Below are 26,592 nucleotides of genomic sequence, written 5' to 3'. Positions count from 1 at the left end.
CCTCTCATGAACCGACGCCTCTTCGCCCTCTCCGCCCTGACCGGTGCCTCCACGCTCGCCCTCGCCGCCTGCGGCGTCGGCGGCGGGTCCGGCTCCGGTGGCTCCGGCGACTCCGGTGGCTCCGGGGAGGACGCCGTCATCAAGGTCGCCTCGCACCTGCCACCGATGACCGACGTGGTCACCACCGCCGCGACGGTCGCGAAGGAGGAGGGCTACACGATCGAGCTGGTGCAGGTCAGTGACAACGTCCAGTACAACCGGCTCCTGGCCGACGGCGAGGTCGACGCGAACTTCGCCCAGCACAAGCCGTACATGGAGGCGTTCAACGCCGAGAACGACGCGGACCTCGTGCTGCTCGAGCCGATCTACGACGCGAAGGTCGGCTATTACTCCAAGGCCTACGAGAGCGCCGACGAGATCCCCGAGGGCGCCAAGATCGCGATCCCCAACGACGCCTCGAACGAGGGACGGGCGCTCGCGATCCTCCACGAGCACGGGCTGCTCACCCTGCCGGAGGACGCCGGCTTCGAGGGCCGCGTCGGCGACATCGTCGACAATCCCCTGGCGCTCGAGTTCGTGCAGGTGGATCTGCTGAACCTGGCCTCGGCGTACGACGAGGACGGCATCGCGATGGTCTACAACTACCCCACCTACATCTCGAAGGTGGGCCTGACCCCGGCGGACGCGATCCTCCTCGAGGAGAAGGTCGACCAGCGCTTCGCGATCTCCCTGGTGGCCCGTGAGGACAACCAGGACTCCGAGAAGATCCAGGTGCTGCGCCGGGCGATGACCAGCGACGCCGTGCGCACCTTCCTCGAGGACGAGCACAGCGAGACCCTGCTCCCCTCGTTCTGACAGGGTGCCGGCGCAGGCCGCGGCGTTCTCGGTCGGGGCCACGCCGGCAGGCCCAGCCGGCGCAGGCCACGCTGGCAGGCCCAGCCGGCGCAGGCCACCGCGACAGGCGCCGACGTTGCCCGACACGCAGGCCGAAACCGCCGAAACGTGCCGTTAACGGGACATATCGAGGGAATGCCGCACCGCGCCTGGTGGATCGTCCCGCTGGCACAGCACACGCCCACCGATTCCACTGATACGTCCCGCAGGTGGGGCATACCAGTGGTTTCGGCGAGCCCGCTCCGGCGTGTCCGGGCTGGGACGGTCAGGGCACCCCCCTCCGCCTCCCCCTGCCAGGGCGTCCCGTTCGACGCGCGCCGCGAAGCCGGTGCGCCTCAGCCCAGCGTCGCTGGTCGGGCCCAGGCCACCTCGCGCACGTGCTCGTCGAGGAACCCCAGGAAGGTCTCGTACCAGACCTGTGCGTTCCCGCGGCCCTGGATCCAGTGGCCCTCGTCGGGGAAGTACAGGTAGCGGTGCCGGGTGCGTCCGTCGGCGTCGCGCGGGGTCGCCGAGAACTCGTGCAGGTCGTACCAGAGGGCGTGGCCCTGAGCGATCGGCACCCGATAGTCGCGGTCGCCGTGGATGACCAGCATCGGGGCGACGATGTCCCCCACGTAGTCCTTGGGGTTGTACTGCTGGTTCTGGTCGCGCATCGACCGCTCCCAGCCCGCGTTGTCGGTGGTGTGACCCATCGACTCGGTGTCCCACAGCGAGGCGTGCGTGACGATGCAGCGGAAGCGGTCGCCTGTGTGCCCGGCCACCCAGTTGGCCATGTAGCCGCCGTAGGAGCCGCCGGAGAAGGCGGTGCGCTCGGCGTCGATGTCCGTCCGCTCCACGGCCGCGTCGGTGAGCGCCATGATGTCGGTGAACGGGGCGCCGCCCAGCTCGTGCTGGCCGCGGTCGATCATCGCCTGGCCATAGCCGGTGGAGATCGCAGGGTCCGGAAGCAGCACGGCGTAGCCGGCGGCCACGAAGGGGTTCGGGTTCCAGCGGTAGGTCCAGGCGTTCCAGGATCCCCACGGGCCGCCGTGGGCGAAGACCACCAGCGGGTGCGGGCCCTCGCCCTCGGGGACGCGCAGCCAGGCGCGCAAATCGGTGCCGTCCTCGGCGGTCGCAGCGACCTCGGTGAGCGTGCCGGCGGAGGCCAGGGAGGCGGCCGGGTTCGGCAGCTCCTCGACAACCCCGGTCGCCGGGTCGATGCGCACCGGGAAGGGCGCCACGTCGATCCCGGAGGTCGACGCGATGACTGCTCCCCCGGCGACCGATGCCGACGAGAACGCCAGATCCTGCTCCGGGCCGCCGACGAGGCGTCGCGGTGCCGGGTCGTCGACCCCGCCGATCCAGACGGAGCCGCGGCCGTGGTCGTCGCTGGTCGCGATGAGCGTGGTGTCGTCCAGCCACACCGGATCGACCCAGTGGTCCAGCTCGGGCCACACCGGGGTCGACGTCCCGTCGGCCAGGTCCAGCAGCTCGACCGAGGCCGCGAGGCTCAGCTCCTGGGTCCAGATCTGCTGGCGCCCGATGAGCGCCCGCGTGCCGTCCGGGCTGAACTCGCCGGGGCCGTGCTCGAGGTCCGCCGTCGCCTCGCGCAGGAGTCGCGGCGGCTGCGCCCCGATCAGGTCGAGCAGGTAGAGATCCGGGACGGCGACCAGGTCACCGCGGGAATCCGACATCGCCGCCAGGGCGCGCGATCCGGTGCGGTCCACGGTCCAGTCGACGAGCCGTCCCGGCGGCATCTCGACGTGGCGGAAGTGGAGCACCTGCGCGCGGGGCCCGTCGTCGGCGGAGCTGTCGGTGGTGCCGTCGGCGGATCCGGTCGCCGAGCCGGCGGGCTCCGTGCCGGCGGGCTCCGTGCCGGCGGGCTCCGTGCCGGCGGGCTCCGTCGCCTCGGCCCAGGCGAGGTCCTCAGGCAGGGCGGCGAGGGCGAGAACGGTGCGCGTCGGCCCCAGATCCTGGTCCCAGTAGCGCGTGGGGAACGCGCTGTGGAAGGCGGCGGTCACCTTCGCGCTCTGCCGTGTCGCGCTCAGGCGGGCGTGCTCGGTCTCGTCCCGGGCCTGGGAATGGACCTCGAGCTCGGCGAGCAGGTGGTCGCCGGCCAGGTGGAGCGTGCCGAAGCCGCCGGGGCGGGCGGCGAGCTCGCGGGCCTCGCCGCGCACGGGCAGCGCCCACAGCTGGGCGTCGTCCGCCTCGGCGCCGTCCTCGCCCACCCGCTTGGCGGTGAAGAAGGTGGTGCCGTCCTCGGCGGCGGCGACCGCCCCGATGGAGGCATCGCCGCGGGTCAGCGGCAGAATGCGGTCACCCTCGAGCTCCACGAGCGCGCTGCGGTAGGCGGTGCCCTTCGCAGTCGGTGCGGAGACCTTCGCGAGGATCCTGCCCCCGTCGGTGGTCTCCAGCCCGGCCAACCGGGTCGCGTCCAACAGGGCTTCAATGCTCTCGGATGTCATGGTCAGCAATCCTGTCACTGTGACGAACAGTCGGGGCCGGATCCAGGTCTCGACGGGGTCACGACCGGCGGCCGACGGGATTCCCGACCCGGCCGACGGGACGCCGATCACCCCGGGCTTGCATCCCCCGCCGAACTAGTTTATTTTTGAACTATCGATCGGAGATGCTCCACCGGGCCTCAGGGCACAGAGCCCTTGAGGGCACGGAGTCCCGGAGGGCGCAGATCCTCACAGGACGCAGAGCTCCTCCCGATCATCGAGACCTACCACGAGGAGCGATCATGCAGTTCGGAATCTTCACCATCGCCGACATCACGCCGGACCCCACCACCGGCAGGGTGCCCACCGAGAACGAGCGCCTGAAGGGCATGGTCGAGCAGGCGAAGCTCGCCGAGCAGGTGGGCCTGGACGTGTTCGCGATCGGCGAGCACCACAACCCGCCGTTCGTGACCTCCTCCCCCACCACCACGCTGGCCTACATCGGCGCGCAGACCACCGATCTGATCCTGTCCACCGCGACCACGCTGATCACCACCAACGACCCGGTGAAGATCGCCGAGGACTACGCGATGCTCCAGCACCTCACCGGCGGTCGCATCGACCTCGTGATGGGCCGCGGCAACACCGGCCCCGTCTACCCGTGGTTCGGCCAGGACATCCGCAAGGGCGTCGAGATCGCGATCGAGAACTACGACCTGCTGCGTCGGCTCTGGACCGAGGACGTCGTGGACTGGGAGGGCAGCTTCCGCACCCCGCTGCAGCAGTTCACCTCCACCCCGCGCCCGCTGGACGGCGTCGCCCCCTTCGTGTGGCACGGCTCGATCCGCTCCCCGCAGATCGCCGAGCAGGCCGCATACTACGGCGACGGCTTTCTGCACAACAACATCTTCTGGCCCATGAGCCACACCGCGCAGATGGTCCAGCTGTACCGCGAGCGCTTCGAGCACTACGGCCACGGCACGGCCCGCCAGGCCTATGTGGGCCTCGGCGGCCAGGCGTTCATGCGCAAGAACTCCCAGGACGCGATCACCGAGTTCCGCCCGTACTTCGACAACGCCCCCGTCTACGGCGGCGGACCCTCGATGGAGGACTTCACCGCGCAGACCCCGCTCACCGTCGGCTCCCCCGAGCAGGTCATCGAGCGCTACCTGACCATGGCGGACAACGTCGGCGACTACCAGCGCCAGATGTTCCTCATGGACCATGCGGGCCTGCCGCAGAAGACCGTCCTGGAGCAGATCGAGCTGCTCGGCACCGAGGTGGTCCCGGTGCTGCGGCGCGAGCTCGAGGCACGCAAGCCGGCCGACGTCCCCGAGGCGCCCACCCACGCCGCACGAGTCGCCGCTGCCGAAGCCGAGCGCGGCTCCTTCGACGACGCCTACAAGTTCGAGACCGGCGACAACTGGACGGGCCTGCGCGCCGAGGACGCCGGCACCACTCGCCGCTGACCCCGCGGTCGCCGGCTCGCCGACCCTGGCCCCGCGGCCGGCGGCTCAGCGACCCTGACCCGCCTCGGCTCACCCCCAACCCTGCGAGCGGGGCAGAGTTGGAGGAATCCGCCGGACATTCCCCCAACTCTGCCCCGCCGACGCGAACAGACCTGGCCCTCAGCGCCAGCCCACCCGTTCTGCCCCGCTGACACCGACCCCACCGACGCCACCGACGCCACGTTGCCGGCGTCACGCCGCCCTCGTCGTCGTCCCGCTCTTTGAGAGGATCACCCCATGACCGATACCGTCCGCCTGGTCGCCCTGTCCGCCGGGCTCTCCACCCCCAGCTCGACCCGCATGCTCACCGACCAGCTCTCCCGAGCCGCCGCCACCGCGATCGGCCGCGACGGTGCCGAGGGTGACGCCAGGATCGAGGTGGACGTGACCACGGTGGAGCTGCGCGAGTACGCGCACGACATCACCGACGCCCTGCTCACCCGCTTCCCGAACGAGCGCCTGTCGATGGTGATCGAGGCTGTGCGCGCCGCTGACGCGGTCATCGCGGTGACCCCGGTGTTCAACGTCGGCCCCTCGGGTCTGTTCAAGATGCTCTTCGACGCGATCGACATCGAGATCTGGAAGAACAAGCCGGTGCTGCTCGGCGCGACCGCGGGCACCGCGCGCCATTCCCTCGCGATCGACTACGCGATCCGCCCCATGTTCGGGTACCTCAAGGCGGAGGTCGTGCCGACGGTCGTCTTCGCGGCGTCGGCCGATTTCGGCGCCGACACGGACGGCCAGGCCGATGAGCAGCCGCTCGCGGTGCGCGTGCGCCGGGCCGCGCGCGAGCTCGCCACGATGCTCAGCGCCGGGATCGGCGCCTCGGCCGGCGGCGCAGAGGCAGCGGCCGGAGCAGCGCAGGACGCGGCAGCTCGGGATGCAGCTGGCACTGCCGCCGAGGCGGCCGACGGGGCTCCTGCGGAGCCGACCTCGACCCTGGATGCGGAGTTCGCGGACTTCGTACCGATGGACAGGCTGCTCGGCCGCGGCTGAGCGAGGCCAGGCCGACGCGAGCTGAGAGGGGTCAGTTCGACGCCAGCTGCACCGCCCACTGCTCGTGCAGGGCGGTCAGCTCGGCGACGACCTCCGGGTGCTGCGCGGCGACGTCGGCCTGCGGTGACTCATCGGTGAGGCCGGCACCGAGCGGGACCAGCGTGAGCCCGTCGCCGATGTCGGTGTGCTCGACGGCGAGCAGGTGCTCGCGGTGCCCGGTGCTCGCATCGACCCAGCGCAGCTTCCAGTCCGGGGTGCGCACGGCCCACTGGAAGCCGGTGTCGAAGTGCAGCGCCTCGTGCCCGCGATCGGTCTGGCGCTCCCCCACACCCTGCTCCGTCACGGCCTCCCAGGCCGGGCGGAGGTCCATCCCGTCCACGGGAATGCCCGGCGGGAGCGTCACCCCGGCCGCGGCCGCGAACGTCGGCAGCAGATCGAGCGCGGAGACCAGCGCCGCGGAGCGCGCGTCGGCCGGGACCGTGCCGGGGCGGGAGACCAGGAACGGCACCCGCACGCCACCCTCGAAGAGGCTGTACTTGGTGCCGACGAGCGGGGCGTTGTCCCCGTAGTTGCAGGTCGAGCCGCCGTTGTCGGTCAGGTAGACGATCAGCGTGCTCTCCCGCCGCCCGGTGGCCTCGAGGTGGTCGAGCATCCGGCCGATCTCGCGATCCATGATCTCGAGCTGGGCGAGATAGTAGTCGCGGCCGCGCTCGAGGCGCGGGGAGATCGCGCCGTCGTACCAGTCCACATATTCCGCGGCCGCCGGGTCGAAGTCGTCATGGGCGGGCAGGGCGCGGGTGTCGAGCTCGTCCTGCGGCAGCTGCCAGGCGAAGTTGTGCACGGCGTTGTAGGCGACCATGCAGAAGAAGGGGTCCTCGCGTCCACTCACCTGCGCCCCATCCGCCATGAAGTCGATCGCCCGCTCGGTGAACTCGACCGTCAGGTGTCGCTCGCAGTCGGTCTCGCGGCCATCCTCGAACAGCGGGCTCACGCCGTGGCGCGAGGCGGCCTCGCCGTACTTCTCCAGGGCCTGTTCGGAGTGGCGCAGGTAGTGCAGGCGCCCCATGCTCAGCCCTGCCAGTCCGTACAGCGACCGGTCGAAGCCGTGCCGGTCGGGGCAGGCGCGATCACCCGGCCGCTCCGGCCCGTAGTGCACCTTCCCGAAGTATCCGGTGCGGTAGCCCGCCTCCCCCAGGATCTCGGGCATGACCTTCCGCGGCGCCGGCGGGAACGCCGAGGTGTCGAACCACTGCGCGCCCCAGCGCTGCTGGTGCGCCCCCGCGATGAGGCCGGCTCGGGACGGCGAGCAGATCGGAGCGGTGACATACCCGTTCTCGAACGTGGTGCCCGTGGCCGCCAGGCGGTCCAGGTTCGGGGTGCGGGCATCGCTGCTGCCGCTCGCGGAACGGTCGGCGTAGCCGTGGTCGTCGGAGACGATGAGCAGGATGTTCGGACGATCCGGAGTGGGCATGGGAGGGTTCCTCACGGGGAGACGGGTCGGGAGTGATCGACGAGCGGGCCGGCGCACGTCGCGCAGATGCTGGTCGGCGGCACGGCTCAGCCGACCGGGCGCCGCTGGCCGGCGCCGTCCACCGCGGTGTCCCAGCCGCTCAGCGCTGGGGTCTCATGGGCCGCGAACCACGAGGTGAGATCGTCCGCCAGCGCGCGACGTCGGCCCGCGTGCGCGGCATCGTGGGAGAGGTCGCGCTCCTCGCCCGGATCGTCCTGGAGGTGGTAGAGCTCGGTGGGGCCCTCGCGGCGCACCACGAGCTTCCAGCCGTCGGTGCGGATCATGCGGTGGGCTCCGTACTCGTCGTGGATGACGATGGTTTCATCCCCGAGCCCCGGACTGCCCCGGCCACCCACCACCCGCGCAGCGAATGATCGTCCCGCCCGCAGCGGGTCCTCGAGAGGGACGGCACCGGTGAGCTCGGCCAGGGTCTCCAGCAGACCGGTGGCCGAGGTCGGGGTGCGATCGCGCGTTCCCGCAGGAACGTGACCGGGCCAGCGGACGATCAGAGGCACGGTGATCGAGGGCTCCCAGAGGTTCAGCGGGGTGGTGGCGTTGCCCTTGCCCCAGATGCCGTGGTGGCCGCAGGAGAAGCCGTTGTCCGAGGTGAAGACGACGATCGTGTCCTCCAGCAGTCCGCTGCGCTCGAGCTGGGCCAGGAGTGCCTCGATGCTGCGATCCACACCGCTGAGCGCGGCGCAGTAGCCCGCGAGCGCGCCGTGGCGGTCCGCGCCGGCGCGGGGGAAGTTCTCGGGGACGAACCAGGGGTGCGGCGGGGGCTGCGGCACGGAGGGGAAGTCCGTCTCGGCGTAGAGGTCCAGCAGGTCCGCGGGATGGTTGCCGTCGAACCAGGGGTCGTGCGGGGCGGTCCAGTTGACCTGGAGGAAGAAGGGCCGATCGTCGGCCTCCGTCATGCCCAGGAAGTCGAGGGCGCGCTCCGTGATCGCGTCGGTGAGGTAGGCGGGTTCGGTGCCGGGCTGCGCAGGGGATGCGGGGATGCCGGTCCCGTCGGCCTGCTGCCAGATCGGGGCGTCGTAGTAGGGGCCGCCGCCGAGCTGGTGGGCGTACCAGTACTCGAATCCCTCCGCGGGGCTGGCCGCGGAGCCGAGGTGCCATTTGCCCGTCATCCCGCACCGGTACCCGTGGCGGGAGAACATCGCGCCGAGCGAGTCCGCGCCGGGCAGGCCCTCCAGGAAGTCCGGCTCGAACGGCCGCAGCGGAGCATCCGTGCGGGCCAGGGCCTCCGGCCGGAGCCAGTCGTGCACGCCATGAGCCGAGGGCATGCGTCCCGTGGTCAGGCTGGCCCGCGCCGGGGAGCACACCGGGGAGGCGCAGAAGAACTGCTCGAACGTCCTCCCCTCGCGCTGGAGGCGGTCCAGGGTCGGGGTGCGCAGCTCGGGCATCCGCGAGCCGAGCGCCCAGGCCCCTTGGTCGTCGGTGACCAGCAGCAGGACGTTCGGCGTCGCAGCGGCGCGGGGCGCAGCACCCGGGTGCGACCCGTCGGCGCCGCTCGCATCACCGACCATCACCTCCACCTCCTCGTGCTCGCGATACGCTCTGGGCAAACGCTTGCCATCTGGTCGTCGGAGGCCCTGTCCTGACCGCCCCGACGCCCGACCGTCCCAACACCAGACCTTACCGACCCCAGGAGTCACCATGATCCGTCCCGGACTGTGCTCGGTCACCTTCCGCGCGCTCGAGGTCGACCGTGTCGTCGAACTCGCCGCCGACGCCGGCCTCGCGTGCATCGAATGGGCCGGCGACGCCCACGTCCCGCCCGGGGACACCGTCGCCGCGAGCCATGCCCGCGAGCTCACCGAGCAGGCGGGCCTCGCCGTCGCCTCCTACGGCTCCTACCTGCGCTTCAAGGGCTCCGACGAGGAGTTCTCGGCGGAGCTCGAAGGCGTCCTCGCCTCTGCCCGGGCGCTCGGCGCGCCCCGCATCCGGGTGTGGGCGGGCAGCCGCGGCTCGGCCGACGTCGACGAGCGGGATCGTGCGCGGATCGTGCGCCGGATCCAGGAGTTCGCGGATCGCGCGGCCGAGCATGGCGTCGACGTCGGTCTCGAGTTCCACGGCCGGACCCTGACCGACGAGCTCGGCTCGACGCTCCATCTCCTGGACGAGGTGGCCCGGCCGACCGTGCTCTCGTACTGGCAGCCCCATCAGGGCATGCCGGACGCCGACGCCCTCGAGACCCTGCGCCAGGTGCTGCCGCGCACCTCGACCACCCATGTCTTCTCCTGGTGGCCCACCCACGAGCGGCTTCCCCTGGCCGCGCGCGCGGGCCTCTGGCGCGAGGTGTTCACGCTGCTCGCCGCCGAGGTCTCGGACCGTGACGCGCTGCTCGAGTTCCTCCCGGGCGACGACCCGGCGACCCTCGCCGGGGAGGCGCAGACCCTGCGCACCCTGATCGCGGATGCCGCCGGAGCAGGAGACGCTCGGTGAGGGCCCTGGGGCGTCGAAGGTCGAGCCCGAGGAGCTGTACTCCCGCGCCGACGTGGTGAGCCTGCATGCGCCCTGCGCACGGAGCTCGCCTCCGGGCGGCTGACGGCCGGCGAACCCCCGCGTCACCCCGTGGACCCCTCACGCCTGGACATCTCCGCCTGAGCCGATCCGTCCCGACACGCAGAGCCGATCTCGCAGATCAGGGGCTCCGGGTGCCGCAGACTGTCCCGGAACTGCGTCGCGGCACTACGTCCCTGGCACCCCGCGCTGGGACAGGAGCATTCCGTGGTCATACTCCACACGGTGATAGCGATCATGGGGGTCGTCGCCCTCATCATCAAGGGCAAGGTCGACCCGGTGATCTCACTGATCATCGGCTCGCTCTACCTGGGCCTCGCCACCGGCGTGGGCTTCACCGGCACCATCGGCGCCATCACCACCGGCTTCGGCGAGATCATGGCCGAGGTCGGGCTGCTGATCGGCTTCGGCGTGCTCATCGGCTCCCTCCTCCATGCGATGGGCGCCTTCCAGAAGATGGTCGAGCTGCTGGTCAACGACGTGGGCGGGCGCAGGCTCCCGTATGCGTTGACCGCCGCGATGTCGACCATCTTCCCCTCGATCTATGTGGACGTGCAGGTCGTGCTGGCCTCCCCCGTGGTGCGCTCGGCAGGACCGCTGATCGGCCGGCGGGGCCTGCCCCTCATGGCGGGAGCACTGGGCACGGGGATCTTCGCCGGCTATGTGTTCGTGGTGCCGGGCCTGGCCGCGGTCTCCATCGCCGGACTGATGGGCATCCCGCTGGGCACCTGGATCCTGTACGGCATCGTGCTGGGCCCGCTCACCGCGATCGCGACCACCCTGATCTTCCGCCAGCTGCTGCGCGGGCGCTACTGGAAGCCCGCCGCCGACGAGGAGCTCGCCGACAGCGCGGAGCTCGCCGACGGCGCGGAGGCCGACGGTGCCGGCCCCTCGACCACCACCGACGAGACAGACGCCCCCGCCACGGACCACCCCCGCACGCCGCCGCTGCTGGTGTGCCTGCTGCCGATCCTCGTCCCGCTGGTGATGATCGGCGGCGGCGCCTTCGCGGAGCTGTTCGGGGTCACCTCCGACGCGGTCGCCTTCATCGGCGACGCCAATCTCGCCCTCTTCGTCGGCCTGCTCGGCGCGTACCTGCTGGCCCGTCGCACTCTGGGCTCCGAGGGGACCAACAACGCCCTGGGCACCGGCTTCCACACCACCGGCGAGATCCTGCTCATCACGGGCATCGGCGGTTCGCTGGGCGCGGTGATCGCGGAGACGGGGCTCGACGAGATCCTCGCGGGCCTGTTCTCGGCCGACGCCGGCGCCCCGATCGTGCTCAGCATCCTGCTCGCCTGGGTGATCGCCGCGGTGCTGCACCTGGCGATCGGCTCGGTCTCGGTGGCCTCGATCGCCGCGGCCGGGATCATCGCCCCGGTGCTCGGCTCGATCGACGTCGCCCCGATCGCCATCGGCCTCGCCGTCGCCTCCGGCGCCATGTTCGCCCTCCAGGTCAACAGCAACTTCTTCTGGATGTTCAAGTCGCTGATCGGGCTCTCCACGCAGGGCACCCTGAAGACGCTCACGATAGTCACCTCCATCGCGTCGCTCATCTCCCTGCCGCTCGTGATGGTGATCGGGCTCCTCGCCTGATCAGCCGGCTCAGGTGACGGGCCAGCGCGCCGGACAGGTCCGGCTGGCGCGCCCCGGAGCGGACGGCGCAGGAGGACGAAAGTCACGCCACCGGAAGGCGCCATTCCCCCGTCGGCCGCTCCTGGCGTCGTTATGCTGGAAAAATCGGGACAGCGTTTCCCCGTCCGATCCCGACAGCATCCCCGAGAAGTAGGAGCCCCCGATGGCCGCAGTGCGTCTCAGCGACGTCGCCCAGGATGCCGGGGTCTCCCTGGCCACAGCGTCCCGCGTGCTCAACGGATCCGCCCGCGTCCCTGGCAAGGCGGTCGCCGAGAGGGTCGAGGCCTCGGCCGCGAAGCTCGGCTACGTCCCCAATGCCCAGGCGCAGGCCCTCGCGCGCTCCCGCTCCGGCCTGATCGGTCTGGTGGTCCACGACATCGCCGACCCGTACTTCGCGACCATCGCCCGCGAGATCCAGCAGCAGGTGTTCGCGTCGCAGTCCCAGGTGCTGCTCACCCAGACCGACCGTGAGATCGACACCGAGGTGCGCGCACTGCGCTCCCTCATCGCCCAGCAGGTCGACGCGCTGGTGCTCGTGGGCTCGCACCGCTACGGCAACGATTCCGACGCCGCGATCAGCACCCTGCTCGAGGGCTTCGCCCGCAACGGCGGCAAGGTCGTGGGCATGGGCCAGTCCGTGGGCGTGGGCCGCACCATCGTGCCCGACAACGCCGCGGCGGCTCACGAGCTCGCCACCGCGCTGATCGTCGAGGGCCACCGCCGCTTCGCCGTGGTCCAGGGCATCTCCGGGATCCCCTCGGCCGCGGACCGAACCGGCGGCTTCATCGCCGCGCTGACCGAGGCAGGCATCGAGCCCGAGCTGAGCATCGAGGCGGGACTGACCCGCGACGGCGGCTATGAGCTGGCTGAGGCGATCGAGTCGCACCTCAGCTCCGCCACCAGCACCGACGACGCCCCGCTGTGCGTCTTCGCCCCGGCCGACGTCATGGCCCTCGGCGCCCTCGGCGAGCTGCGCCGTCGCGGCATCGACGTGCCCGGCCAGGTCTCCGTCGCCGGCTTCGGCGGCGTGCCCGACAGCGCGGACTCGAACCCCGCGCTCACCACCATCGCCCTCCCCCTGCACGACATGGCGCGCCAGGCGGTCCAGTGGGTGCTCGGCACCCCGCCCGCGGACGCGGAGACCGGGACGACGGGGTCAGAGCCGATGGAGTCCGACGCCCCGGAGGAGCCCCTCGAGGTGCACGTGCGCGGCGACGTGCTGCTGCGCGAGTCCACGGCGCTCACGGCAAAGGTCTGAGCCCGGCCGCCGCACCGTCGAGGTCGGAGGTACAGCGCAGTCGAGCTGCGCCTCCGCGCCCGGCTCGGGGTCGGCGCGCTGTTACGCGAAGTGCGTCGCACTGAGCGCACTCGGCATCTCTACCGGCGTTCTTTCCGCCGGCACCTGGGCCGCGATCGGAACTGCGATGAGGGAAGTGGGGACTCGCGGCTTCCACCATTGTTCGAGCTCGGGCCTGCAGCTCTCAAGGGCGCGCTGAAGGTCACAGGAGGGCCAGTCGGCATCGCAGCAGCCTCGGCCGGAGTTGTAATTATAAGAGCTGCTTCCTAAAAATTTGTTCGTCTTTCTAAAGCGAAGCGAACGTGACAAAGACATCCAAGAGAGTCGCTTTCGGCCTCATTTTCACCGCGATTGTCATGTTATGGGCGATTTATTCATACGCCGCACAAGGAGTCATCCTCCCTGAAAATCCCGCCGCGTGACAGCTGACATCGAGCATGTCGGCCGCCTTAACCGTCGCATTCGCAAGGTATCGACCATCCAGGCACTAGGCCCCAGACACAGGTGCCGGTGCAGGTGATCGCGATATTGCCAACGTCGGCGTGGACGCACAGAGCCTGGAGTTGTTCACCGCAGACCTCGCACATCGACCAGTCAGCCGCCCCGCGGAGTCGCTACAGACTTGACTACCGCAGCCCCGCCGATGATATGGTCCCTTTACACATCATCAACGATGAGGATTGTGCCGTGAAACCCTAGATCCAGAGAAGTCTGGCAACGATATCTGCACTTGCCGTCGTCGTGGGGGCATCGAACGCCGCGCACGCAGACGACGCCCTGCCGTCAATCACAGAAGTGACCAGCGAATCGGGAATCAAAGCGCAACAGTTAGCCCCATCCGACGCAACAGAGCGCGACCGCGATCTCGCCATCACTCAGCATCTAGAGTCGACACCTACGCCAATGGCGACCGGGCAGTATTACTCCTATTGCGAAGAGGGGAGTAGCGGTCTAATGATGTGGACAAATAATTCTCCGAAGTATTGCTACGGCTGATATTATGAATACTTGGACGGCAAGCGAATCTCTAAAGTGAACATGCTCAGACTTAAAGCGTACGACGACTCCCTTAATCCGGGAACGGCCGTGGACTTGAAGGTGTGGTGCGACAACAACGGAACTTACTGCGCACTCGCATTCGCCGCGATCCCGTACGTCGGCAAGTACCTCAAGAAGTTGCTGGTCTGAATGTTTCATGAAATACGCAACCTTCTAGGCTACCTTCTACTTTCCCTCGCCCTCATAATAATTGCCGAGGTCGTGGTCTCCACTTTCGGAACTCCGAGATTATGGGCGCTCATGGCGACGTTCACGCTCGGATACCTCATCCTCGCAGTGGTGAAGTGGCACAGGCGCGCTGCAACCCCAGCTCCTCCGCACGCTGACCGGACGGGAAGCAAGGACATGTCCTCCCCCGACGCCGAGAAACGTTCCAGCACTGTGCACCACGACGCATGAGCCCCGCGCACCATAAGCACCTGACCGCGAGCACGAGGTCCCGCCCACGCAGAGACGGACGGACGGTCACCTCACGATGATCGACCGTCCGTCGTTGCCGGCTCGTTGCTGACTGCCCGTTCAGGCGAAGAACCCCTCACACCTCGGGCAGCACGAGCTCCTCGTAGCGATCCTTCACGATGCCGATCGCCTCATGCGCCGGGGTGGCCCACACGTCCTCGTGGAAGATCTCGACCTCGATGTCGCCGGTGTACCCGGCGGCCTTCACCATGCGGGTGATGGAGGGGAAGTCGATGAAGCCGTCACCCATGTAGCCGCGGGAGAACAGCGGGTTCGCGGCGAGCGGCAGGTTCCAGTCGCACACCTGGTAGCTGAAGAGACGGCCGCTCTCCCCCGCCCGGGCGATCGACGCCTCGAGCGCCGGGTCCCACCACACGTGATACGTGTCCACGATGACGCCCACGGCGTCGCTGCCGGTGGATTCGGCGATGTCGAGGGCCTGGTCGAGGGTCGAGAGCACGGCGCGGTCGGCGGCGAACATGGGGTGCATCGGCTCGAGCGAGAGCGTCACGCCGGCTTGCTCGGCATACGGGGCCAGGGTCGCGATGCTCTCGGCGACCCGCGCCCGGGCCGCGACGATGTCCTTGTCCTCCGGCGTGATCCCGCCGACCACCATCACCAGCGTGGGGGCGCCGAGCGCGGCGGCCTCGTCGATCGCCCGACGGTTGTCATCCAGGGACGCGGCGCGGGCGGTCTCGTCGGCCGCGGTGAGGAACCCGCCGCGGCACAGGCTGCTGACCCGCAGGCCGGCGTCGTCGACGCGGCGGCGCAACGCATCCAGACCCACCTCCTCGACGTCCTGGCGCCACAGGCCGACGGCCTCGAGGTCGTGCGCGGCGGTGGCCTCGAGGAAGTCCTGGATCGGGGTGCTGCGGCAGGTCCAGCGGTTGATCGACAGCCGAGGTGTGGCCTGCGAGGTGTGCGGGGTGTTCATGCGGTGGCTCCGTCCAGGATCGGGATGTCGTAGCCGGCCAGGCGCAGCATCGCGTGCCAGCGCTCGGCGGCCAGGGCCGGCTGCTCGAGGTTGCCGGTGGTGGCGGCGAGCTCGATGGTGCGCGAGAGGTGCGGGAGGCTGCGGGCGGAGTGCATCCCACCGACCATCGCGAACGCCTTCTGGTGGCCGTTGAGCCAGGCCAGGAAGGCGACCCCGGTCTTGTAGTGGAAGGTGGGGGCGGAGAACACGTGCCGTCCCAGCTCCTCGGACGCGTCGAGGATGCGGCGCGCCTTTTCCGGGTCGCCGGCATCCAGCGCCTGCACGGCGGCCGACGCGGCGGGCGCGGTGGCGGCGAACGCCCCGAGCAAGGCGTCGGAGTACTCCCCCGCGACCTGCTCCCCGCCGACCTCGGTGGTGCCGGTGCCGTCGCCCACGATGAGGTGGGAGAAGTGGAAGTCGTCGCCGGTGAGCATGCGCACCCCGGCGGGGAGCTGCTCGCGCACGGCGATCTCGGCGGCGTCGTCCAGCAGGCTCATCTTCACGCCGCGGATCCGCGACGGATCCGCCTCGATGATGCGCAGCAGGGTCGTCGCGGCGACAGTGGTGTCGGCGTCCCCGAAGTAGCCCTCGAGCTGCGGGTCGAAGGCCGTGCCGAGCCAGTGCAGCACGACGGGCTCCGTCGCGGCCTCCAGCACCCGGCGGTAGACCTCCTCGTACTCGCCGGCGCTCGTCGCGACGCGGGCCAGGTGGCGGCTGGCCATGAGCACGGCGCCCGCCCCGGTGGCCTCGGTGGCGCGGAGCTGCTCGATGTACGCCTCGACGATCTGGTCGAGGCTCAGCTCGTGCTCGCTGCGCTGATCGGTGGAGACCCCGGCGACGACGAGGTCGCGCACGCTCGCCCCGGCGGGGAACACGGCCGCGATCTCCGGGTCGGCGAGCGCCTCGCGGGCGGCGTCGGCCGTACGGGCGATCAGCTCGCGGGTCGCGGCCGGGTCCAGGCCCATGTTGCGCTGGGCGGTGTCCATCGCGTCGGCGACCCCGAGGCCGCGGGACCACATGGTGCGACGGAAGGCGAGGGTCGCGTCCCAGTCGATGTCCGCCGGGGCGCCGGGGGTGTTGTCGCCGTGGGCGGCCGGGACGACGTGCACGGCGGCGTAGACCACGCGGGAGCGCAGCGGCGAGGTGGGCCGTGCGAAGGCGGGCGCCTCGTCCAGGGCGATCCGGCGCAGAGTGCCGTCCTCGCCCAGCAGGGTGAGCTGCAGGGGCTCTGCCATGATCAGGCCTCCGTCAGCGGATCGAGGGAGACGCGGCGACCCTCGGCGGCGCTGGTCAGGCCCGCTTCGGCGAGGCGCACGCCGCGGGCTCCCGAGAGGAAGTCGTAGGGATAGGCCCGGCCCTCTGCGTAGTGGCGCAGGAAGTCCTCCCACTGCACTTTGAAGCCGTTGTCGAACGGCTCGTTGTCCGGCACCTCGATCCAGTCGGCGTAGTAGTCGTGTCCGTCCTTGACGTCGGGGTTCCACACCGGCTTCGGGGTCGCCTCGCGCGGCTGGATGCGAGCGCTGTGCAGGCCGACGACGGCGGACCCGTGCGTGCCGTCCACCTGGAACTCGACCAGCTCGTCGCGGTGCACGCGCACGTCCCAGCTGGAGTTCATCTGCACCACGGTGCCGCCGTCGAGGCGGAAGATGCCGTAGGCGGCGTCGTCGGCGGTCGCGGTGTACTCCTCCCCCTTCTCGTCCCAGCGGGTGCCGATATGGGTGGCGGTCTGCGCGTAGACGTCCTCGATGCGCCCGAAGAGCTCCTCGATCACGTAGTTCCAGTGCGGGAACATGTCCGCGACGATGCCGCCGCCATCCTCGGAGCGATAGTTCCAGGAGGGGCGCTGGGCGGCCTGCCAGTCACCCTCGTAGACCCAGTAGCCGAACTCGCCGCGCACCGAGAGGATCTCCCCGAAGAAACCGCCCTCGAGGAGGCGGCGCAGCTTGAGCAGCCCCGGGAGGTAGAGCTTGTCGTGGACCACGCCGTTGACGGTGCCGTGCTCCGTGGCCAGGCGGGCCAGCTCGAGGGCGTCCTCGAAGGTCTCGGCGGTCGGCTTCTCGGTATATATCGCCTTGCCCGCGGCGATGGCCTTCTTGAGGTTCTCGACGCGCAGGTTCGTGACCAGGGCGTCGAAGTACACCTCGTAGTCGTCGTTGGCGAGGGCCTCGTCGACGTCGGTGGTCCAGTTCAGCAGGCCGTGCTTCTCCGCGACCCCGCGCAGCTTCTCCTCGTTGCGGCCCACCAGCAGCAGGTCGGGCACCAGGCGATCGCCGTCGGCCAGCTCCACGCCGCCCTGCTCCTGGATGGCGAGGAGCGAGCGCACCAGGTGCTGGCGGTAGCCCATGCGGCCGGTGGCCCCGTTGACGATGATCCCGATCCTGCGTTCTGCCATGACTGTCTCCTGTGCTTCCTGTGGCGCCCCGTACCGGGCGAGTGCTCGCGGGCGGCTGCTCGGCGGGCCGGGCGATCCGCCTCGACCGTCACCCCCTCCCCGAAGGGCAACCGCTTGCCTCATCCCTAGTCAAGCATGGACGCGGCCGACGGGCAAGCGCTTGTCGGCCCTGTCGCTCCCTCGACAGCACCCGGGCGCACACCTAGGATGAATGGCAGCGGAAAGCGTTGGCCCGACCGTCGCTCACGCCGCATCCGCACCCCCAGCTCCCGGAGGAATCCCCATGTCATCGAGCATGACCATCCGTCGCCCGCGCCCGGCCTCCCGCTGGCTCGAGGCACTCCCCCTCGGCAATGGTCGGATCGGTGCGATGGTCTGGGGCGACCCCCGGCGGGCGCGCTTCAGCCTCAACGACTCCACCCTGTGGTCCGGCACCCCCACCACCACGCAGCGCTGGCTCACCTCCGCCGAGGACGCCGCACCGATCCGCGAGCGCGCCCGGGAGCTGTTCGAGGCGGGCGAGGTCGCCGACGCGCAGATGCTGCTCGAGGGGCTCGGCGCCGCCTGGTCGCAGGCCTATCAGCCGGTCGGAGAGCTCGTGGTGACGCTGGAGCCGGAGACCCCCTCCGCTGGCTCCTCCACCGAGGACTCCGAGCGCCTCCTCGATCTCGCCCGCGGCGAGCACGTGGTGCGCACCGACGACGGCGAGCACCTCACGCTGGTCAGCGCGGCCGACGAGGTCCTCGTGCACGCCGCCCCCTGCGCCCCGGGCACCCGCTTCGCACTCGAGCTGACCTCGCCGCTGGTCGAGGAGCAGCGCACGGCCGACGCGAACGGCCTGACCGTGGTGCTGCGAGCACCGTCGGACGGCGTGCCGACGCGCCATGGCGACATGGCCGAGCTGGCCTGGGATTCCGAGGGCGCGAGCCGCGTCGCGGTCGTGGTGCGCACCCGTGCGGTCGACGAGAGGCTGCTCGTAGCCTGCGCGATCGTCACCACCTGGCAGGGCCTCGGCCAGCAGCCGGACCGTCCCCTCGCCGAGGTTCTCGCGGAGGCGACGGAGCAGGCCGAGTCCGCCCTCGCGCGCGGCGAGCAGGAGCTCCGACGCCGCCACCGGGAGGCTCCGCTGCCAGGCCTCGCGGACGTCGCCCTCGAACTGACCGGCGCCGATCCCTCCAGCACCGCGGAGGCCGAGCTGCTGTCCACGATGTTCGCCTTCGGCCGCCACCTGCTGGCCTCCGCGTCGAGGCCGGGGCTGCCGCCGGCGAACCTGCAGGGCCTGTGGAACGAGAAGGTGCTCGCACCGTGGAACTCGAACTACACCGTGAACATCAACCTCGAGATGAACCACTGGGCGGCGGGCATCGCCCACGTCCCCGGCGCGGCCGGCGCCCTCGAGGGCTATGTCGCGATGCTGCGGGAGTCCGGTCGCGAGACCGCGCGACGGCTCTACGGGGCGAGCGGCTGGACCGTGCACCACAACTCCGATCCCTGGGGCTACACCGATCCGGTCGAGGGCGACCCGAAGTGGGCGACCTGGCCGATGGGCGGGCTGTGGCTCGAGCGGGAGCTCGACTCGATCGCCTCGTTCAGCGGCGAGGATCCCGCCGTGATCGCCGAGCGTCGCCTGCCCGCGCTCCGGGAGGCCGCCGCCTTCGCCCTGGACCTGCTGCACGACGGGCCGCACGGCACCCTGGTCACCTTCCCCTCCACCTCCCCCGAGAACGAGTGGATCACCGCCGGCGGCGAGGTCGTCTCGCTCACCGAGGGCTCCGGGATGGATCGCTGGCTGCTGCGCGAGGTGCTCGAGTCCCTCGTCGCGAAGGCCCAGCTGCTGGGGCGCGCCGACGACGACGTGGCGGCCCGGGCGGCCGCCGCCCTCGAGCGGATCCCAGAGCCCCGCATCGGGACCGACGGCCGCATCCTGGAATGGCACCTGGACGGCGTGGGTGAGGTCGAGCCGACCCACCGTCACGTCTCCCACCTGGGCTTCGAGTACCCCGGCGCGCAGCATCTCGCCCCGGAGCTGTCCGAGGCGGTGGTCCGCTCGATGGAGGCCCGCGGCGATGAGGCCACCGGCTGGTCGCTCGCCTGGAAGACGTCCCTGTGGGCACGCCTGCACCGCCCCGACAAGGTCCAGGACCTCCTGCAGCTGTTCCTGCGCCCCGCCGAGACCGCGGACGGCGAGCGCAGCGGCCTGTACCCGAACCTGTTCTCCGCCCATCCCCCGTTCCAGATCGACGGCAACATCGGCATCGTCGCCGCGATCGCGGAATGCCTCGTGCAGAGCCACCGCGGCGAGATCGAGCTGCTCCCGGCCCCGGCACCGATCCTGAGCACCGGCTCCGTGCGGGGCCTGCGCGCCCGCCCCGGCATCGAGGTGGATATGGCCTGGGAGAACGGCACCCTCACCGCGCTGAGCCTGCGCGCGGTCGGGCCGGGTGCGGTCGGCATGCACCGTGTGCGATGCGGCGAGCACAGCGTCGAGGTGGAGCTCACCGACCAGAGGGCCGTACGGGTCGAGGTCGCAGCTCTGCGCGGGTAGCAGCAGCCGGGCCTCACCCCTCGGCCGGGACCTTCGGCCCCTACTTCTCCCCGGCCCGCGCAGGCACTGGGACCAGCTCCGGCATCGACGCAGCCCGCCGCGAGCCGGTCCGGGCCTGCCAGCGACCGTCGTCGACGCTGACGCGGATGGGGTGATCGAAGGTCTCCGAGACGGCTTGCGAGGTGAGGACCTCGTGGATCGGGCCGGCCGCCGTGACCTCTCCGTCGCGCAGCAGCAGGGCGTGGGTCGTGATCGGCGGGATCTCCTCGAGGTGATGCGTGACCAGGAGCGTCGTGAGGTCGGGATCGTGGATCGGGAGCTGCTCGAGGGTCTCCAGCAGCTGTTCCCGGGCGGCCACGTCCAGCCCGGTCGACGGCTCGTCCAGCAGCATCAGCTCGGGCGAGGTCATCAGCGCCCGTGCGACGAGGGTGCGCCCGCGCTCGCCCTGGGAGAGCGTCGGCCAGCGAGCGTCGGCCTTCGCCGCGAGACCGAAGGTCCCCATGAGCTCGCGCGCCCGGGCGCGCTCCGCGGCCGTGGGCTCCCAGCGCATCATCATCTCGGTGCTGCCGGTGAGCCCGGTGAGGATGACCTCCTCGATGAGCAGGGCGGACTGCAGCGGGTGGCGCGGGTTCACATGGCCGATGCGCTCGCGCAGGGCGCGCAGCTCGACCCGGCCCACGCGTTCGCCGAGCACGTCCACCGTGCCGCTCGTGGGATGACTGGTCCCGCCAGCGAGGCCCAGGATCGTGCTCTTGCCGGCGCCGTTCGCGCCGAGCATCACCCAGTGCTCGCCCTGGTGGACGGTGAAGGACACCCCGGGAAGGATCACGGCGTCGCCCCGTCGGAACGAGACGTCGGTGAAGTCCAGGACGGCCGGACTCGGGGTGGAGGGCATAGGGATTCCTTCGTGTGCTGCGGGGGCCTGCTGGCCGTCGTCGGTCCGGCCCACGATCCGCCCCGGCCGGATCGCCGAGCGCGTTCGACCACCGATCGAGACGGACAGGAGCCCTCGATCCCGCAGGTCATCCGCCGCGTGCACGACGTCCGCCCTTCGTCTGCCGGTGCTCGATGCCGGCTGCGGGACCGGCGCGGTGACGCAGCAGCTGGTCGAGCGTGGGCACGATGTGGTGGGCATCGACGGCTCCGAAGCGATGCTCACCCGCGCCCGCCGAACATCTGGGAGCTGCACCCGTGGGCGCCCGACGCCGCGAACGCCGCCAAAGCCGGCCAGAGCGCCGTGGTCGCGTGGGACGTCCAGCTCGAGCCGGAGCTCTGAGACCGGGGCTGAGGGTGGTCACGGCCGGTCGGCCATGGCACCGTAGAGGCATGCCCTTGCTGAGCGACCCTGCAGACCACGAGTCGACCGAACGCGCTCACGAGCTCGTGCGCACGGAGTTCGCGCGACGGGTCGCGCAAGGACACGGCGACGCCCCGTCGATCCATCTCGTCGCCATCGACCTGGGCCTCAGCCTGTCGGACTGCGCCGAGGCGGTCGGCCGTCCGGACCTGGTGCAGAACGGCGACATCTCCTGGAGTCTGGAATGCCTGGACCCGTCCGGCCAGCCCCCGGAGCCAGACGCTGAAGAGTCGCCCAGTTGGCGAGAGGACCGGGTGGCCAGCGCCCTGGCCGGGCAGAATCCGACGGTGCTGTCGCGTCTGCCGGGTGGCTTCGCCGTGATCGGTGACGTCCAGTTCCTCCCGGGCTACTGCGTGCTGATCACGGATCGGCCCGGGGTGGACCGGCTCTCCGACCTGTCCCGCGTCGAGCGCTCGCGGTTCCTGGAGAGCATGGACCTGCTCGGAGAGGCCGTCGAGCAGGTGTGCGCCGCGCGCGATGCCGCGTTCCGTCGGGTGAACCTCGAGATCCTCGGGAACACGGACGCGTTCCTCCACGCCCATATCTGGCCCCGCTACGACTGGGAGCCCGCCGAGCTCGTGACCCAGCCTGTCTGGCTCCACCCTCGCGAGAACTGGTCGGACCCGGCCCTGCGCCTCTCCGCGGAGCACGACGGGCTGCGCGCGGATCTGGCCGCCGCCCTCGAGTCCCTGTCGTCGTCGGCCTGAGCTGCGTCGTGCGGCTCAGACTCTGCCCAGCACCTCGTCCAGCCCGGCGATCCTCGCCGACCCGGCGAGAAGGCGACGCCGACGGTCCAGGTGGAGGGCCGGAAGTCCTGCGGCGAGCGCGCCGCGCAGGTCGTTCTCGAGGTCGTCGCCGATGTGCAGGACAGTGCCGGGGTCCGCACCGAGCGCGGTGCACACCGCCAGGTACGTGGCCGGATCGGGCTTCCTCGCCCCGAGGCGCTCGCTGGTCCAGACGCCCTCCACCCACGGGTCGAGGCCGAGCGCACGGACCTTGCGCTGCTGGCGCTCCTCGGGCCCGTTGGTGAGGATCGCGACGGGAAGGCGCCGGTCGTGCAGCGCCCGCAGCGTGGGCACGGCGTCGGCGAAACCGACCCACTCCTCCTCGTAGGCCTCGAGGAACCGGGCATAGAGGCGATCGTACTGCGCGTCGTCGACGGCTTCCGCCTCAACCGGTCGTTCGATGCGCGTGAGCAGATGCCGGATCCGCAGACGCCGATACTCAGCCCGTCCGATGTCGCCGGCGCGGAGGTGGTTTGTGAGCTGCTCGGCCATGCTCTCCCACGCGGCGGCGATCTGCGGCGTCAGCGTCCCGCCGAGCTCGTCGACCAGACGCGACAGTCCACGTCGTGCTGATTCCTGGTGATCGAACAGGGTGTCGTCGAGGTCGACGATGACCGCCTGGATCCGTGGGGCGCTCATGACCCCTCGCCCGCTTCCGGCACCTGGAGCACGAGCTGACTCTCCGGGGGCATCACGTACTCGTCGTCGCAGCGGTACCCGCGCAACCACACCGTCCCGTCCACGACCCGCAGGTAGAAGCCCTTGGGCACCTCGTGATCCTCGCTGAGCGGCACGGAGAGGACATGGAGCGCCCCGGTGGGCGCGCGCCCCGCGGAGAGCACAGCGTCAGGTGCCTGCTCCTGCCCCATCAGGGCGAGCCGCAGGAAGGGGCCGGTCCGCAGCGGGCACGGCCGAAGTCCCGCAGCGGCGGCCGCGGTCAGGATCTGCGGGAGCGTGCCGCCCTCGGGCAGTCCGAGCTCGGCGACGCTGCGCCGAGTGACCCGGATCGTCTGCTCCGTGCGATCGTCGAGCTCGCTGTACTGGAGCAGCATCTCGGCGTAGGGGTTCAGCGCGACACCTTCACCCGCCAGCGCCTCCCGCAGCGCGTCCCGGGAGAGTCCACCGAGGACCAGCTGCAGATCAGGTTCTGTCATCGGGCCAGTATCCCGTCCTGCGCACCGCGCGTCCGGTGAGGACCCTGTGGATCATCGAGCCCGGGACCGATGGAGGCCGACTGCGGACGTACCTTCGTGCCATGAGGATCGACGAGGCCACCGACGCGGCGACGAGCACACCGGCGCCGGGATCGCACCGTCCCCGGCACGTCGGACTCATCATGGATGGGAACCGCCGCTGGGCCAGGAGCCACGGCCTCGCGGACGTGAGCCTCGGGCATCAGGCCGGCGCCGAGCATCTCTCGAACGTCCTCGCCTGGCTGAGCGCGCGAGGGATCGAGCACGCCAGTGTGTACGTGCTCTCCGCGGTCAACATTCGTCGGCGCGGCCCCGTCGAGCTCCGCGCCCTGTTCCGCCTGATCGAGAACGTCATCCCGGCCCGTGTGCTCGCGTCCGAGCAGTGGCGCCTGCACATCAGCGGCAACCTCGATCTCCTGCCGAAGCGCACGCGAGAGGCCTTGATGGACGCGGTCGAGACGACGCAGGACCGCCCGCGGCACCTGACCCTCGCGATCTGCTACGACGCGCATGCCGACATTCTCGGCGCGGTTCGTCGGGCGGTCGTCGACCTCCCCGTCGGCGACGTGGACGCCCTCTCGGTCGACCTCATCTCCCAGCACCTCCCCGGCGGGCCGGCCAAGGAGATCGATCTGATCATCCGCACCGGAGGGGACAATCGCGCATCCGGCTTCTTTCCGTGGCAGAGCACCTCGGCAGAGCTCCATGTCGCCAGCTGTTCCTGGCCGGACTTCTCCGAGCACGACCTGGATTCCGCCCTCGCGCACTATGACGCCGTGATCTCGGCTAACACATGACGTCGAGTCGCCCGCCCGGACCAACATGTCCGGCACGGCCACGTCATTCGCCCGATGGGGCCTCCGCACGGCAGTCTGGGACGGTGACACGGAACCAGAACGCGCTCGAGGATCAGCTCCCCCGCACCCGGCGCAGCCGGCGGACCATCGCCCTCCGAGGAACGGTCTCCGTGACGGCGGCGACAGCCCTGCTCGCGAGCCTCGGCGCCTGCACGTTCTGGCAGGACGATCTCCAGGTGGACGTCGTCGACACCGCACCGACCTCGACGGTGGTACCGGACGAGGACGCCTCGCAGACCGCCCTCGCGCTGAGCGCCTCCCTGTTCACCTCGGCCGATGGCGCGATCGTCGCCACCGAGGACACCGTCGACGCCCTCGCCCCGCTCAGCGCCGCCTCCGGTCTCCCGTTGCTGCTCGGCACCGATCAGGCCGTCGCCGACGAGATCGAACGCCTCGGTGCCGACACGGTCGTCACTGCGGAGGGCACCGATGTCTCGGCCCTCGGCGACGGCCTCGACGTGGTGAAGATCGATCCATCCGCCGACGATGCCGACGACCTTCCCGGGATCACCAGTGATGACGAGGCCCCCGCCCTCTCGATGTTCGTCGACCCCGATCGGACGGGCCCCGCGCAGACCGTCGCCCGTGCCGAAGTGGAGGCGGCCGGCGGCACGATCTCCGAGATGCCGGGAGGGGACCCAAGCCTCAGCAGCGACAGCGTGGCCGCGACGAAGAGCGCCGCCGGGGACGACCCGTCGGCCGGGATCCTCGCCCTCGGCGCCTCCTTCGGCGCGGCCGACGACTGGGCCACAGCCCTGCACACCGCGGCGACGGCCCCCGAGCTGCCCGGTGGCGGGCAGAGCGTCTTCCCCGGTCGGCGCATGATCGCCGCCTATGGCTCCCCCGGTGTCCCGTCGCTCGGGATCCTCGGCGAACAGGGCCTCGAGGAGTCCATCGACCGGGTGAAGGGCCTCGCCGGCGACTACTCGAGCCTGACCGACGAGCCGGTGGTCCCGGCGTTCGAGATCATCACGACCCTCGCCTCCTCCGAGCCCGGGGCCGACGGCGACTACTCGACCGAGCTCGACCCCGACACGATCCGTGAATGGGTCGACGCAGCCGGCGAGGCCGGGGTGTACGTCGTGCTGGATCTGCAGCCCGGCACCAGCGACTTCCTCTCGCAGGCCAAGCTCTACGAGGACCTGCTCAAGGAGCCCCATGTGGGCCTCGCGCTCGATGCGGAATGGCGGCTGAAGCCGGGACAGAAGCACCTCGCGCAGATCGGTTCGGTCTCGGCCGACGAGGTCAACGAGACCGCGCAGTGGCTCGCCGACCTCACCGCCGACAACGATCTGCCGCAGAAGGCGTTCATCCTCCACCAGTTCAGCCTCGCGATGATCTCCGATCGACAGGACGTCGACACCTCCCATTCCGAGCTCGCGATGGCGGTTCATGCGGACGGCCACGGCACGCCCGATGCCAAGCTCGAGACCTGGAACGCGCTGCAGAACGACCTGCCCGAGGGGATGTTCATGGCCTGGAAGAACTTCTACGACGAGGACACCCCGACCTTCACGCCGGAGAAGACCTACGAGGTCGAGCCGCGCCCGTGGTTCGTGTCCTACCAGTGAGCGCGCAGGCCTGAGCAGCGGCGAGCGCCCGCGCAATACCGGCCGACGGAGGAACGGGTTGCGCTGATGCACGAGCTCTTCGTGCCGCGTGAGGCCTGGGTGCTGTCGGGGTCGATGCTCGAATGGGGCGGGAGCGTCCTCGCGCAGTGCGATGCCTTCGTGTTCCTGACCCTGGATCCGCAGGAGCGGCTGCGACGACTCGAGGCGCGCGAGTCCGTGCGCCGGGAAGGCCAGGAGATCGATCAGGTCGCCTGGACGGAGTTCCGCGACTGGGCGGTGGGCTACGACGACCCGAGCTTCACCGGGCGCAGTCGGGCAGGCCACGAGCAATGGCTCAGCCGCCAGGCACACCCCGTGCTGCACCTGGACAGCGCCCAGTCCATCGAGCTGCTCGTCGACGCCGTGCTGAGCTGGGACCCGCGGTAGTGACCCGTGGCGGTGACCCGTTGCAGCCCTTGCCGCAGATTCTCCGTCCGCGCTCGCCGCAATCCCCGAGAACACCTTTCCTCCACACAGGGTGGTTATCCACAAATTCATCCACATCGGAGATAACGCTGGACCCGCGAGCCGGAACCTTCTAGAATAGAAGGAGTTGCAGAACATTCATTGTCGAAT

The 26,592-nt window shown here is 70.5% G+C and carries 21 protein-coding genes; 12 read left to right on the top strand and 9 right to left on the bottom strand.

Translation table 11 applies throughout. From position 1 onward, the window contains the following. Positions 1-6: 6 nt before the first annotated feature. Positions 7-855: a MetQ/NlpA family ABC transporter substrate-binding protein gene (locus ABD093_RS19500; protein ID WP_343926645.1), complete on the top strand. Its 849-nt coding sequence runs from the start codon at positions 7-9 to the stop codon at positions 853-855. A 374-nt stretch (positions 856-1,229) separates the two neighbouring features. On the opposite strand, the gene ABD093_RS19495 is transcribed toward ABD093_RS19500, so the two are convergent. Then, positions 1,230-3,338 (bottom strand): S9 family peptidase, encoded by a 2,109-nt coding sequence (locus tag ABD093_RS19495; RefSeq protein ID WP_343926643.1) that lies wholly within the window; start codon positions 3,336-3,338, stop codon positions 1,230-1,232. A gap of 281 nt (positions 3,339-3,619) precedes the next feature. Here ABD093_RS19495 and ABD093_RS19490 point away from each other — a divergent pair, with 281 nt between their 5' ends. Then, a complete protein-coding gene (locus tag ABD093_RS19490) occupies positions 3,620-4,786 on the top strand; it encodes an LLM class flavin-dependent oxidoreductase (RefSeq protein WP_343926642.1) in 1,167 nt (388 codons plus the stop codon). Positions 4,787-5,062: 276 nt separating this feature from the next. Next, the gene (locus ABD093_RS19485) at positions 5,063-5,821 is read left to right on the top strand and encodes a CE1759 family FMN reductase (protein ID WP_193119145.1); all 759 of its coding nucleotides are present in this window, start codon (positions 5,063-5,065) and stop codon (positions 5,819-5,821) included. A 31-nt stretch (positions 5,822-5,852) separates the two neighbouring features. Here the strand turns inward: ABD093_RS19485 and ABD093_RS19480 are convergent, their stop codons facing one another. Next, positions 5,853-7,292: a sulfatase family protein gene (locus ABD093_RS19480; protein ID WP_193119144.1), complete on the bottom strand. Its 1,440-nt coding sequence runs from the start codon at positions 7,290-7,292 to the stop codon at positions 5,853-5,855. Between the two features lie 86 nt (positions 7,293-7,378). After that, positions 7,379-8,857, bottom strand: a complete 1,479-nt coding sequence (locus ABD093_RS19475) for a sulfatase-like hydrolase/transferase (protein WP_193119143.1) — start codon at positions 8,855-8,857, stop codon at positions 7,379-7,381. A gap of 130 nt (positions 8,858-8,987) precedes the next feature. Between ABD093_RS19475 and ABD093_RS19470 the strand changes: the two genes are divergently transcribed. The 3 genes from ABD093_RS19470 to ABD093_RS19460 all read left to right on the top strand — a co-directional run bounded on the left by ABD093_RS19470 (position 8,988) and on the right by ABD093_RS19460 (position 12,747). Further along, the gene (locus ABD093_RS19470) at positions 8,988-9,776 is read left to right on the top strand and encodes a sugar phosphate isomerase/epimerase family protein (protein WP_193119142.1); all 789 of its coding nucleotides are present in this window, start codon (positions 8,988-8,990) and stop codon (positions 9,774-9,776) included. 285 nt (positions 9,777-10,061) lie between these two features. Next, complete coding sequence (locus ABD093_RS19465) at positions 10,062-11,450, top strand: GntP family permease (protein ID WP_343926641.1); 1,389 nt, start codon at positions 10,062-10,064, stop codon at positions 11,448-11,450. A gap of 202 nt (positions 11,451-11,652) precedes the next feature. Beyond that, positions 11,653-12,747, top strand: coding sequence for a LacI family DNA-binding transcriptional regulator (locus ABD093_RS19460; RefSeq protein WP_193119140.1), 1,095 nt, complete (start codon positions 11,653-11,655; stop codon positions 12,745-12,747). Positions 12,748-14,380: 1,633 nt separating this feature from the next. Here the strand turns inward: ABD093_RS19460 and ABD093_RS19455 are convergent. From ABD093_RS19455 to ABD093_RS19445, 3 genes are read right to left on the bottom strand one after another with little or no spacing between them, the layout of a single operon-like run. Further along, positions 14,381-15,238 carry a sugar phosphate isomerase/epimerase family protein gene (locus tag ABD093_RS19455; protein ID WP_193119139.1) on the bottom strand — a complete coding sequence of 286 codons (858 nt, stop codon included), beginning with the start codon at positions 15,236-15,238 and terminating at the stop codon, positions 14,381-14,383. Further along, the gene (locus ABD093_RS19450; protein ID WP_343926638.1) at positions 15,235-16,512 is read right to left on the bottom strand and encodes a DUF993 family protein; all 1,278 of its coding nucleotides are present in this window, start codon (positions 16,510-16,512) and stop codon (positions 15,235-15,237) included. The genes ABD093_RS19455 and ABD093_RS19450 overlap by 4 nt, the downstream gene beginning before the upstream one ends. Positions 16,513-16,514: 2 nt before the next feature. Continuing rightward, positions 16,515-17,669 (bottom strand): Gfo/Idh/MocA family protein, encoded by a 1,155-nt coding sequence (locus ABD093_RS19445; RefSeq protein ID WP_193119137.1) that lies wholly within the window; start codon positions 17,667-17,669, stop codon positions 16,515-16,517. 283 nt (positions 17,670-17,952) lie between these two features. On the opposite strand from ABD093_RS19445, the gene ABD093_RS19440 reads away from it, so the two are divergent. Next, on the top strand, positions 17,953-20,214 hold the full coding sequence (locus ABD093_RS19440; RefSeq protein ID WP_343926636.1) for a glycosyl hydrolase family 95 catalytic domain-containing protein: 2,262 nt from the start codon (positions 17,953-17,955) through the stop codon (positions 20,212-20,214). A gap of 40 nt (positions 20,215-20,254) precedes the next feature. Here ABD093_RS19440 and ABD093_RS19435 read toward each other — a convergent pair whose 3' ends face one another. Beyond that, positions 20,255-21,109 carry an ABC transporter ATP-binding protein gene (locus ABD093_RS19435; RefSeq protein ID WP_193119134.1) on the bottom strand — a complete coding sequence of 285 codons (855 nt, stop codon included), beginning with the start codon at positions 21,107-21,109 and terminating at the stop codon, positions 20,255-20,257. Here ABD093_RS19435 and ABD093_RS19430 point away from each other — a divergent pair. Beyond that, the gene (locus ABD093_RS19430) at positions 21,018-21,536 is read left to right on the top strand and encodes a class I SAM-dependent methyltransferase (RefSeq protein WP_319021695.1); all 519 of its coding nucleotides are present in this window, start codon (positions 21,018-21,020) and stop codon (positions 21,534-21,536) included. The genes ABD093_RS19435 and ABD093_RS19430 overlap by 92 nt on opposite strands. 4 nt (positions 21,537-21,540) lie before the next feature. Beyond that, the gene (locus tag ABD093_RS19425) at positions 21,541-22,278 is read left to right on the top strand and encodes an HIT family protein (RefSeq protein ID WP_343926633.1); all 738 of its coding nucleotides are present in this window, start codon (positions 21,541-21,543) and stop codon (positions 22,276-22,278) included. Positions 22,279-22,293: 15 nt separating this feature from the next. On the opposite strand, the gene ABD093_RS19420 is transcribed toward ABD093_RS19425, so the two are convergent. Further along, positions 22,294-22,995: an HAD family hydrolase gene (locus ABD093_RS19420; RefSeq protein WP_193119133.1), complete on the bottom strand. Its 702-nt coding sequence runs from the start codon at positions 22,993-22,995 to the stop codon at positions 22,294-22,296. After that, complete coding sequence (locus ABD093_RS19415; protein WP_193119132.1) at positions 22,992-23,510, bottom strand: hypothetical protein; 519 nt, start codon at positions 23,508-23,510, stop codon at positions 22,992-22,994. The genes ABD093_RS19420 and ABD093_RS19415 overlap by 4 nt, the downstream gene beginning before the upstream one ends. A 101-nt stretch (positions 23,511-23,611) precedes the next feature. Between ABD093_RS19415 and uppS the strand changes: the two genes are divergently transcribed. From uppS to ABD093_RS19400, 3 genes are all read left to right on the top strand, one after another. Further along, on the top strand, positions 23,612-24,346 hold the full coding sequence (uppS, locus tag ABD093_RS19410) for a polyprenyl diphosphate synthase (protein ID WP_343926631.1): 735 nt from the start codon (positions 23,612-23,614) through the stop codon (positions 24,344-24,346). Positions 24,347-24,429: 83 nt separating this feature from the next. Then, positions 24,430-25,977: a hypothetical protein gene (locus ABD093_RS19405; protein ID WP_343926629.1), complete on the top strand. Its 1,548-nt coding sequence runs from the start codon at positions 24,430-24,432 to the stop codon at positions 25,975-25,977. A gap of 66 nt (positions 25,978-26,043) precedes the next feature. Then, positions 26,044-26,403, top strand: coding sequence for a P-loop NTPase family protein (locus tag ABD093_RS19400; RefSeq protein WP_343926627.1), 360 nt, complete (start codon positions 26,044-26,046; stop codon positions 26,401-26,403). Positions 26,404-26,592 lie beyond the last annotated feature (189 nt).

This window comes from Brachybacterium tyrofermentans, from assembly GCF_039526165.1.
GTDB lineage: Bacteria > Actinomycetota > Actinomycetes > Actinomycetales > Dermabacteraceae > Brachybacterium > Brachybacterium tyrofermentans.
Note: the sequence above shows the minus strand (reverse complement) of the source record. Positions and strands in the feature narration are given on the sequence as shown.

Excerpts from the sequence above, each read along its gene's own strand:
- ABD093_RS19440 (WP_343926636.1), top strand. The coding sequence starts at position 17,953 with ATGTCATCGAGCATGACCATCCGTCGCCCGCGCCCGGCCTCCCGCTGG.
- ABD093_RS19500 (WP_343926645.1), top strand. The coding sequence starts at position 7 with ATGAACCGACGCCTCTTCGCCCTCTCCGCCCTGACCGGTGCCTCCACG.
- ABD093_RS19460 (WP_193119140.1), top strand. The coding sequence starts at position 11,653 with ATGGCCGCAGTGCGTCTCAGCGACGTCGCCCAGGATGCCGGGGTCTCC.
- ABD093_RS19415 (WP_193119132.1), bottom strand. The coding sequence starts at position 23,510 with ATGACAGAACCTGATCTGCAGCTGGTCCTCGGTGGACTCTCCCGGGAC.
- ABD093_RS19485 (WP_193119145.1), top strand. The coding sequence starts at position 5,063 with ATGACCGATACCGTCCGCCTGGTCGCCCTGTCCGCCGGGCTCTCCACC.
- ABD093_RS19495 (WP_343926643.1), bottom strand. The coding sequence starts at position 3,338 with ATGACATCCGAGAGCATTGAAGCCCTGTTGGACGCGACCCGGTTGGCC.
- uppS (WP_343926631.1), top strand. The coding sequence starts at position 23,612 with ATGAGGATCGACGAGGCCACCGACGCGGCGACGAGCACACCGGCGCCG.
- ABD093_RS19445 (WP_193119137.1), bottom strand. The coding sequence starts at position 17,669 with ATGGCAGAACGCAGGATCGGGATCATCGTCAACGGGGCCACCGGCCGC.
- ABD093_RS19470 (WP_193119142.1), top strand. The coding sequence starts at position 8,988 with ATGATCCGTCCCGGACTGTGCTCGGTCACCTTCCGCGCGCTCGAGGTC.
- ABD093_RS19420 (WP_193119133.1), bottom strand. The coding sequence starts at position 22,995 with ATGAGCGCCCCACGGATCCAGGCGGTCATCGTCGACCTCGACGACACC.
- ABD093_RS19425 (WP_343926633.1), top strand. The coding sequence starts at position 21,541 with ATGCCCTTGCTGAGCGACCCTGCAGACCACGAGTCGACCGAACGCGCT.
- ABD093_RS19435 (WP_193119134.1), bottom strand. The coding sequence starts at position 21,109 with ATGCCCTCCACCCCGAGTCCGGCCGTCCTGGACTTCACCGACGTCTCG.
- ABD093_RS19490 (WP_343926642.1), top strand. The coding sequence starts at position 3,620 with ATGCAGTTCGGAATCTTCACCATCGCCGACATCACGCCGGACCCCACC.
- ABD093_RS19455 (WP_193119139.1), bottom strand. The coding sequence starts at position 15,238 with ATGAACACCCCGCACACCTCGCAGGCCACACCTCGGCTGTCGATCAAC.
- ABD093_RS19450 (WP_343926638.1), bottom strand. The coding sequence starts at position 16,512 with ATGGCAGAGCCCCTGCAGCTCACCCTGCTGGGCGAGGACGGCACTCTG.
- ABD093_RS19475 (WP_193119143.1), bottom strand. The coding sequence starts at position 8,857 with ATGGTCGGTGATGCGAGCGGCGCCGACGGGTCGCACCCGGGTGCTGCG.
- ABD093_RS19480 (WP_193119144.1), bottom strand. The coding sequence starts at position 7,292 with ATGCCCACTCCGGATCGTCCGAACATCCTGCTCATCGTCTCCGACGAC.
- ABD093_RS19400 (WP_343926627.1), top strand. The coding sequence starts at position 26,044 with ATGCACGAGCTCTTCGTGCCGCGTGAGGCCTGGGTGCTGTCGGGGTCG.